General features: G+C 34.2%; 8 protein-coding genes. 2 read left to right on the top strand and 6 right to left on the bottom strand.

Annotated features, from left to right (window positions below; genetic code table 11):
* Positions 1-385: 385 nt before the first annotated feature.
* The 4 genes from K8V80_RS00055 to K8V80_RS00040 all read right to left on the bottom strand — a co-directional run bounded on the left by K8V80_RS00055 (position 386) and on the right by K8V80_RS00040 (position 5,203).
* Entirely contained in the window at positions 386-1,729 is a 1,344-nt protein-coding gene (locus K8V80_RS00055) for a hypothetical protein (RefSeq protein ID WP_276774367.1), read from the bottom strand.
* Between the two features lie 22 nt (positions 1,730-1,751).
* Positions 1,752-3,086: a hypothetical protein gene (locus K8V80_RS00050; RefSeq protein WP_276774365.1), complete on the bottom strand. Its 1,335-nt coding sequence runs from the start codon at positions 3,084-3,086 to the stop codon at positions 1,752-1,754.
* A gap of 12 nt (positions 3,087-3,098) precedes the next feature.
* Positions 3,099-3,977 (bottom strand): FimB/Mfa2 family fimbrial subunit, encoded by an 879-nt coding sequence (locus K8V80_RS00045; RefSeq protein ID WP_276774362.1) that lies wholly within the window; start codon positions 3,975-3,977, stop codon positions 3,099-3,101.
* Positions 3,978-4,054: 77 nt separating this feature from the next.
* On the bottom strand, positions 4,055-5,203 hold the full coding sequence (locus K8V80_RS00040) for a hypothetical protein (protein WP_276774360.1): 1,149 nt from the start codon (positions 5,201-5,203) through the stop codon (positions 4,055-4,057).
* A gap of 321 nt (positions 5,204-5,524) precedes the next feature.
* Between K8V80_RS00040 and K8V80_RS00035 the strand changes: the two genes are divergently transcribed.
* On the top strand, positions 5,525-6,397 hold the full coding sequence (locus K8V80_RS00035; RefSeq protein ID WP_276774358.1) for a helix-turn-helix domain-containing protein: 873 nt from the start codon (positions 5,525-5,527) through the stop codon (positions 6,395-6,397).
* Between the two features lie 124 nt (positions 6,398-6,521).
* Here the strand turns inward: K8V80_RS00035 and K8V80_RS00030 are convergent, their stop codons facing one another.
* Positions 6,522-8,117 (bottom strand): PCMD domain-containing protein, encoded by a 1,596-nt coding sequence (locus tag K8V80_RS00030; RefSeq protein ID WP_276774355.1) that lies wholly within the window; start codon positions 8,115-8,117, stop codon positions 6,522-6,524.
* A 344-nt stretch (positions 8,118-8,461) separates the two neighbouring features.
* Between K8V80_RS00030 and K8V80_RS00025 the strand changes: the two genes are divergently transcribed.
* Positions 8,462-8,995, top strand: a complete 534-nt coding sequence (locus tag K8V80_RS00025; protein ID WP_276774352.1) for a hypothetical protein — start codon at positions 8,462-8,464, stop codon at positions 8,993-8,995.
* 149 nt (positions 8,996-9,144) lie between these two features.
* Here the strand turns inward: K8V80_RS00025 and K8V80_RS00020 are convergent, their stop codons facing one another.
* Complete coding sequence (locus tag K8V80_RS00020; RefSeq protein WP_006745017.1) at positions 9,145-9,507, bottom strand: hypothetical protein; 363 nt, start codon at positions 9,505-9,507, stop codon at positions 9,145-9,147.
* Positions 9,508-9,827: the final 320 nt, after the last annotated feature.

The raw sequence follows: 9,827 nt of genomic DNA, 5'->3' as shown, positions 1-9,827 counted from the left end.
TGGATGTACCAATTGTTCTGCTGGACTTTTGCTTACCGCCATTTGAGTGTTAGTTTACTATTGATTTGACATGTATATGAATAGTTCATAAGCGAACTACTTTTTCCGAAAATCAGCAACGTTAAGGTTTCTTAGTTAAATAAAACGCAAAAGTACAACAAATTCAATACAGAACTCTCAAAAGGATAGAAATAATATTAAATAGCGTAAAAATACACATCAAACTTAGACACCAACTTCTAGTAATAACCTCTAAATACAAAATTTAAAACATGATTATTGATCAATTATCATTAAAGAAAAAGCTCCTTGTGTTTCTATGAAAAACACAAGGAACTCATTACTTACTCAAACAAAAAATCTATTGAAACTAAAAAACACGATATCATTCACTCCAGGGCTGAGCATCTATGGCTAACTCTAAGAAATCTCCCTGTTTCACCCTTGTTGACAGATTATTAGTTAACTCACCCAATACATTATATAAATCTCTATCTACATTATATCTATCCATATCATTTCTAGGAAAATTGCCACCATAACTCCGTATTTGGTTAAAGGTTATAGTATATTTAGTACCACGAAATACAGAGGGGTATAGATCTTCTTTATCATTATAGCGTTTCTTATGATTGGGGTCTCTAAAGACATAAGTAAGGTACATGTACCCCTCTTTGTTCTCAAATATCACAGAAGCACTCTTATCTTCCTCTTTTATGATATAGATAGGCCCTTCATTTGTATACTTATGACTATAAAATGTTTTTTCAGCTTTTAACCTAATAATTAATTCTGTTGTTTTACACTGATATGCAACATACTCATTCTTAGAGGGCATATAAGTAAGAGCAAAATTATCGGGCATATAAAAAGGACCCTTGCCAAATCTTTCTTCTGGATTAAAGTTGGAATTCCAATCCACAGCATACTGCTTACCCCCTTTTACTAGTACGTTTGAGTATTTATAAATAACACCGAGGCTCGTTTCTTTTTTCTTATATACACTGAAGGGAAAATAACTATTGGGGTCTGCTTCATTTAATAGTCCCCATCTCTCCCAGAGATAAAACCCATTTGGAACTGTTAAGAGATGAAAGCCATCCAATTTAAATTGAATGTTATCCACATTCATATCAGGATTAACTCGATCTGTAACATACCCCACGTAGTCTTCTAAGTAAAAACAAGCAAGAATCCTCTTTAATCTTAGTGACACTTTTATGGGATTATCCTCCGATTGATATTCAATATTTATCTGATTAGAATTGTTAGTAAAATCTTCCATCGTATTTGAAAACACATTTAATAGTTCTCCCGGATCATCAACTTGCTCTCTGGTAAAAGGGTACTCGATATTCCAAGGTTCCGAACTCTTCAAGATTTTATCCTTCATCTCTTTGGTGGGATTTGCTATAACTAACATTTTATACTCTCCCTTGCAAGCTTTGGTAACCAATGATAGTGTACCCTCTTTTAGATCTTCACTTGTAAACTGTATTTTATCTTCGACATACCACTCTTCACTATTTCTATAATCAACTAATATTAAGATACCAGATTTAATTTCAACTAAATTATCCTCGCTCGTACGAGTAATAGCAATTTGTAGATGAGTTTCCCCTTGTTCTTGTTTTTCAACAGCAAGAGGCTGATCTAACTCAATAGATTGCGAACAAGCAAAAAACAACATACAAAAGAGATACCCTATCATTATCTTTCTATTTTTCATATCTCACCATTTAAAAGAGTGTTTAATTTAATTCAACATCCCCACTTTCCCAGTCATCCAACCCTAAAATCAACTCATAGTTTAGATTAACATTCTCTAGTTTGCCAGACTGACCATACCCATGAATATAAGGGTTGTATTTATCTTCCTCATTGATAATACCATCACCATTCCAATCTATTTTTGATAAATCAATGTGGTATATCGTATTCGCTTTATAACACCCATCATCTATAAGCTGATTTTCATTATTTTTGAAAGAGATTAATCCAAAGAATCCTACATCCCCTTTATCTTCACTTAAACGAGTTGCTATTTTAAAGTATTGAAATAGGTCATGCACATCTGTTATATAAAATTCTTGCTCACCCTGTTTAAATAAGAGTACTTTTGGCTTTTCTTTCTGACTTATATCATAATACATCTCTTTCAACTCTAATGTTTTTAAAAATTCAAATATATCCTTTGGTATGCTTTCCTTATTTATAAGAGTTGGTTTATAAACATAAGACTTCATATTGTCAAATTTGGGATATTCGTTTTGGATAGGTAAATCGTTCTCATCAAATTCCTGGATTTGATATATCTCAGCCTCTATGTGTATATGTATGCGCTGTTCATCTCCAGGAAAAAAATGAAATACGGGCATATACTCTCCTTTTTTCATCTTTTCATAATCATCACCCTCCAAATCAATCCATAATGGCCCCTTGTTTTCGGTACACGGGGTGTATTTATCAGACTTACCAAACTCTTTTGTATAATTGGAAGGGGTAATTACATCTACTTTGAGAGTATGTACAATAGCTTCATCGTAGTTGATATTCCCTACTATCTCTACTCTTGAAGCAATAGGTACCAACTCTACGTTAGCAGAAAACTCTCCATACGCTTGCATTTTGGTTTTACCTACTCCATAATAAGGTATTCTATACATACTTTCTTCTACAGAAGAGTTTTTATCAGGTTGAATATCTTCTATTGGAATGTGAGTTAGAGATTCATGCTTTTCATGAGGGTTGGCCATGATACATACTTTTTCCCCACCTCCTAGTAAGAGATTAGAAAATGTGATGAGATGTTCATCTGCAGAATCAATCCATTTTACTTGTTTATTAGCTATTATTTTTCCGCTAGTACTATATATTTCAACATCTAAAGATCGAATAGCTGGACGTACATTTTCTGAATTTGTTCTTGTTTTGGAATTGGAGCAGCCTCCCCCTTTGATATCAACAAGGATAGATAAGCTAGATTCGTGCATGGGTGTATATACCTGCTCTGCATCCTTATGTTCGCCACAAGCCCATAGAGCAAGTAGAAGAACCAAGCCATATATGAATCTTTCTTGTTTCATAAAAGAGTGTTTTTATTCTATCTCAGGTATCACAAACTCTTCATCCCAATCGGATACTTGAGTATATATAGATAAGTTGTTTTCATTATAATCTACAAAAACTGATACTTTTGCTTCTTGTCGGGTAGCAATAGGACGTGAGTCTTCAGATTCTTTTAGCACATCGCTCATTTTAATCTCAATAGGGTCTTGTTTTTCTTTGATATAAACGCGAAGTAGCAAAGGACATCGCTCTTGAAAGCGAAATACAGCCAAGGTAGATCGGAAACATTTGAACTCACCACAATAATATACATCTGGTGTATATTTAGCAGTAAACGGTTGTGCCTCTTCCATGTGAATATTGTATTGTGGCATCACATTGTCTAGCTCTATATAAGGATCGGACTCTGTTCCTCTCACAAAAACATCAATATCAATATGTGCCGATGTAAACTCAAGTGAATATTGATTCTCTTTTTTATATTCTACCTCTAAGCTTTTAGATGTATAATATAGATGATCATTAGTAGGTATTGATTCTCCTTTCACAAAGGAAGGACAAGATACAAGTGCAGTTTTTCTATTCTCTACATTACAAAATGTTGTGTATTTATTGCTATTTCCCCAGCATACTATATTGTAATGACCAATAGGCAAATACATAGAAAATTGATGTTCCTTAGTCAACTCCTCACTAGAGATAGATTTTTGAAAGACTAATTGATCATTCTCATTATAGACTAACAGCATAGCACAATTTAGGTATTTCTCTACTACATTTCTTGTTCCATCTGCCTTGTATATGAATTGTAAAGTCACCTTTTCCAAGCAGTCTGTTGAGGGTTTCTCGGTTATACAAGAGCCCAATAATGCTATCAGACAGCAAAGTAATAAATAGTTCTTTTTCATATTTATGGGCTTTATAATCGACAATTGAAGCATTTAATAGCTAGGATGAACTAATCCATCCTAGCTAAAATGATTATTTATTTTTCAATACCTGGAATAACGTGTTCTTTGGTCCATTCTTTAACGGTTACAACAACACTTAAATCTGACTTATATGCAGGTTCTTCTGTACCTGTTCCGTTTTCTTCGGGGTTGAACTTATCTAAACCTGAATTATAATTTTGGTCTCCACTCCAATCTATTTTACCCAAGTCTATACGATAGATATAACCAGGTTCATACTTCCCGTTAGACAAAATGGTAAGATCTCCTCCTTCACCAGCAACTGTCCCAAAGTTTACCATAGTATAAAATCCTTCTTTAGCTTCTGTAGAAGGTTCAAAACCCGTAATCTCATCGCCTTCGGCATAACCTTCTTCATTTTTGGTTATACGAATATACTTTTCACCACTCTTTGCAGCCAATTCATTATTCATATTTCTATAAATAGGAGATTTTGAGCCATCCTTTAGGTTAAAAATAATCATTGTCTCATCTAAACTGCGTTCTAAGATGTAGTTCTGAGATTTTATGCGCATCGCAATTTTTTGAACATCATCACCAAATAAATGGTTGGCAACAACTTTTGTGTTTTCATCCTTTATTGATGTATAATTATTGTCGGTCAAATCAAGCCATAACTCTCCATGTTTTTCTGTTTTTGGCTTAACTATCGACGATGCATCATTATACTTTCCAGTATATTCTAGAGGAGTGATTACATCAACAGTTAATTCTTTCACGAAAGTATCATTGAAGTCAACATTCCCAAAGACCTCAACACGAGCTGCTACTGGAGCTAAATCTATCTTTGCTTCATAGTTATTAGTTCCCTTCTCTGTTAACGTAGAGCTCCCGTAGTAATAAATATTCTCTAATGTCTTTTGATTTTCATTTGGCTGTATATTTTCAATACTACGTCCATCAATATGAGCTGCCGACACGTCTCCATCTCCCACATTAGCAGTTACAATCACATTTTCTTTTCCTCCCAGCAAAATCTTTGTAAACTCAGCTTTTCCTGTAAAATCTTTTGAGGTGCCATCTTCCTTTAGCTCTACATTTTGATTAATAACCTCATCATTCCCACTAAATACATAGACTGTCGTATTTTTAAAGATAGGCTTTGTATTTGCACCATCTTCAATGACTCCTCTAGTTTTGCTTCCATCAAGCTTGAAGTTCACAACTAAATCACTATAGTTTTAATTGAATCTGAACCCGATCCAATCTCATCATTATTGCTGCATGCTATTAAAGAAGATACAGCAATTCCACAAATCACAAATGTTTTCAGTTTCATAATTACCATTATTTAATTCATTAAACTTAAAGTAGCCTTTTTCAGGTGCTACAAACTTAAGACAGAAAAGCTAAACTAGTGTTAATAAAAAGGCAGGTAGATTTGATATTTTTCCCGAAAACAAATACCTAAAACAGATTAGTTTTATTTTTAAGCTCTATGGTACAGAGAACAAAATCAATGTTATTGAACTAATCTAAACAGAATGAGAGCAATAGATTTTTCTAAGTATACCAAAAAAGAGCTGTTATCAGAAATCAATAAAAAAAGAGTCATTATGGATCACCAACTCCTATTCTTTATAGAAGAAGGGTGTTATGAAGTAACCATAAATAATGAGCGATTTCATCTTGATAAAGGAAGCTTGACTGTAATATTGCCTACAGCTGAACTCTGTACAACCTATATATCAGACGACCTCTTGATATATATTCTTTCCTCACGAAGCATTGAAAACAGTGATAGTATCAATAAAAGCCGTTCGTTTGAATATTTTTATGAGCATCCCGTTTTTATTATTGAACGTACTTGCTATGAAGATATTCTGAAATATATGAAACTATTTACAAGTTTGGCAGATAAAAGCAGACCTCCGGCTTGCTGTACAAAGGCGATTACACTACTTAGCTATTCGCTAGAGTTTTATATTCGCAATTACTGCTTATCGAAGCTCAAAAGAAATGGTATGGATACTACAAATCCTTATTTTTATTTGTATCACGACTTTATTGATGACTTAAAAGAGAATATTCAAGAACAACGTCACGTCTCTTTTTACGCAGAAAAACAGGCCATACATCCTAAATATTTTTTGCATTTGATAAAAGAATTTTCGGGACATTCTCCAAAGTATTGGATAACTATTGAGCTACTATACCTCTGTAAAAACCTATTACTAGGCAGTGATTTGAGTATTAAGGAGATTAGTGATAAACTCAATTTTTCGCATATTGCTGTATTCTCCACTTTTTTCAAGAACAATACAGGTGTTTGTCCTCAAACGTATAGGGAAACCAGTCAAAAATACAGACTCTTAGATCAATTAGATGACAGTTCTATTCATCTAGAGCAACCCTAAATGGCATAAAACAGAGTTGTTATTCTTAACGATGGTCAGCACTCATATACAAAAAGAGCCCTATCTAACCCATTATTGAGGTTTGAGATAGGACTCTTTTTTGTTTCTAGTAATCTTTATTTTGTTACTCTGATATGATTTCTAAATCATCAAGTAAAAGTGTACTGCCATTCGCTCCCGAGAAAAGGTGGCTTTTGTAACTTGATGTGATGTAGAAAGCGATGCGGTACTCTTTGCTGTAACTAAATTCTTTATCGGCATTAAACTCTATAGGGATAGAAAACTCTTGATATGAGGTTTGGTGTGCCGAACTCTTAAACTCCCCTATTGCTACTACTTTATCTGAAATCTGATTGATATCTGTTTTAGCAATATCTGCCAAACTCAGCACTTCTTCTTCATTGAAGCGATTGTCAACTTGAAATACCACGACACGTATTAATAGAGCATCTTCTGTATCGTTTCTTTCTATGACGTTAGTAGGATTAGAAATATCTAAACACAGAGAATAAGGGGTGCCACTTTTATATTTGTAATACCCTTTTAGAGCTATTGGTTTGTAGTTTACAGGAAAGCCCATCTTAATATTCCCCAGATAGGGGAAGTTATTAAAATCAAATTCATGAGTGCCCGAGTACAACATACCACCCACTATAGCTGGAACTCCATAGATGTTGCTTTCACGCATACGCATTGTTTGTAATGAAGCAGCGTGTGATCCCGAATGGGCATCAGATACTGCAGTTACGCCAAAATGATCTGCTGGCTTAATAGGCACTGATTCATCTTCGGAGGTAGTGGGATTATTCATTAAATTGGCAAAGGCAGCATCACTGCTACTCCACATTAAACGATTTTGCCCGAGGGGTAATGTGTATTGGCAAGCTGGATCTAAATGGGTATTCTTATTCTCCCAATCTTCAAAGTTTATCACACTTAAACGATCGAAGAATGTTACTTTATACACATTGGTCACGATACCATCTTGCGAGGTTACAGTAAAAATAACGGGATTGGTAAAATCGAGGGGTGTACCACTTGCTGGACTAACTTTAGCTCCTTCAGATACTTCAAAGATAGGTTTTAAATGCTTTAAGTCTTCGGTCGTAGCTTCTTTGGATAGAGCAAGCTTTATCTCTCTGGTATCGGTATAAAGGCGAGAACCTTCTCCTATAATTAAGTTACTTTCTATACCAAACTCTGTAATGTTTGCTTCAGAACTCAAATCACCCTCTAGCTTAGTACCTTTGAATACAAACTTCTTTTCACCAAGATCGCTGGGGATAAGGAAATGAATGGTTCCTTCGACATCCAACTGCTCTTTGTCTATTGTACCATTTAGTGTAATTTCAAACTCAAGCTCCTTTGCCTCTTCAGTTCCTACAGTTACTGTTTGCTGGCTGCTTAAAGTTACGATACCACCAAACTCTTCGATAGATGCCTTTATATCTTCTAAAGTCACAGATAATCGACCTTCTTTCCAATGCAGATTGTTTATTTGAATATCAACATGTTCGTCTTTACTCTTCTTTACATAGACTTTCTGAGGAAGAGGTGTTGGGTCGGCACTACCTATTCCATAAGTAAGATTCCCCATATATACGCCATTATTCTCGTTGCCAATTGTAGGATAATCATCGAGATCATCCTCTTCTGAACAGGATACTAAACTACCTACCAGCATGCAGCAGATAAATAGGTAAAGCCAATTCTTCTTCATGTATTATCAGTTTTAATATTTCGTATTCACTAAGAAGAGTCTATAATAATGATAAAATCTCTTTCTTCATTTTTAGGGAAGATAGGTATCTTACTTGAAGCCTCTTCTACAAACAAAGGTACAAACATCTCCTAAACTTTTTACAAAATATATAAAAAGAACTACATCTCTTTCTCTGTAAAAGATTCAGTTTGCATAAACAGCAGTATTTTATACTTCTTTGTCATTAAAAGGATGCTTTTAATGTTAAAATAAAGCCAATTTCAGCATTCTATACTCAAAAAGGTAAACCAAATAGCACAGAACTTTGTATTATATATAAACCCACTAACTAGTAAATAAATATGAGAAAGTCAATTATTCTAATTTTTACATTAGTGTTGATGTTTCCTTTAACTAGCTTAGCGCAGCGTGGAGATGTACTCCGCAGTTTGTCTGATTCTTTTGATAAAAGTAAGGAAGCACTCAACTATACTGTTTCTGCCATAGAAAACATGACAGAAGCTTATAAAAATATATCAACTAATAATGCGGCACGTTTTGTCACATTGGTATATTCCAATTTATCTTATAGTAGTAAATCGGTTCAACAAGCCTTACAAAGTGCCAAGGAAGCAGAAACATCTGCCGAACAGATGAATTGCCTTACAGTGAAAGAGTCTGTTCGTTCCGCTAAAGCTTTACTTGAAAGTGCAGAGCAAGGACTCGACAATGCCCTTCTTTTTGCCAAACAAGCCAAAGAGGAGAATGAAAAAGCTCAAGTGGATGCCAATTTGAAGCAGACCATCTCTCCTATTGAAATGATAGTTAAGGATATTAACGAAGCTCTAGATTTATTTAATGGTGCAGCCTACGAATTAAATCAGTGCACCGACTGACATAAACCGCTTTGTGGATTAATAAAAGCAATAAAATAGATTCTTGTAAATTCAAAATTAAAAGGAAGGCTTTCTAGTCTTCCTTTTATTCTATCACTTCGATAAGTAAATCTATCTTATAAATATCTTGAGAAAGAAAGGAAACCTCTTTACTCATCGTAGATAATCTCGTACTTTCCTGTTACCACAATCACATATTTATAGGTACTCAATATGTATGTATCGCACTCATCCGAATCGGATACACGAGCTTTATCAAAAGCAGATTTCAAATCTTTCTCATAAGCAAACTCATCGTAAGGAGTAATCTGTAAATTTTGCACATTGGAAAAACGAAAAACCAATGTAACTTCTTTCTTCACATTATCCTGCCTAGGTCGGCAAGCCGAAAGTTGCAATGTCGTAGTAATCTCCAAATATAAAGGGTGCATACTCAGATCTACATCTTGTACTCTCAAGGCATCTCGCCCATAGATGGTACCATATAAAGTTTGAATTGAAGATGTTTTCATAATTCTAATTTTAAGAAAAGCTAATACTTATAAAACGAGATATCTCTCCAAAAAGTTTAAAGCAAAGAAGCTTCTTCTTTTAGGTCTATTTTGGTATTAAACTAATGACTGATAGCCAGCCCCGAAATTAAGATTTACATCCATAGACCGAAGAATAATTAGCCCATGAACAAGGCTTGTAAAAACCTATAAATCAATAGTCTATTAAGATTGCAATATCCCTCTCAAAAGATTTTAAAATATTATTGACCGAATCAGTTTGTATATTCAAATCTTTACTTACATTTGCGCCCGAAAACTCTTAATTTAAGAAACATGAA

This window comes from Bacteroides coprosuis (genome assembly GCF_020741705.1).
GTDB classification, from domain to species: domain Bacteria; phylum Bacteroidota; class Bacteroidia; order Bacteroidales; family Bacteroidaceae; genus Bacteroides_E; species Bacteroides_E coprosuis.
The sequence above is the reverse complement of the archived record's forward strand: the minus strand, read 5'-3'. Positions and strand labels throughout refer to the sequence as shown.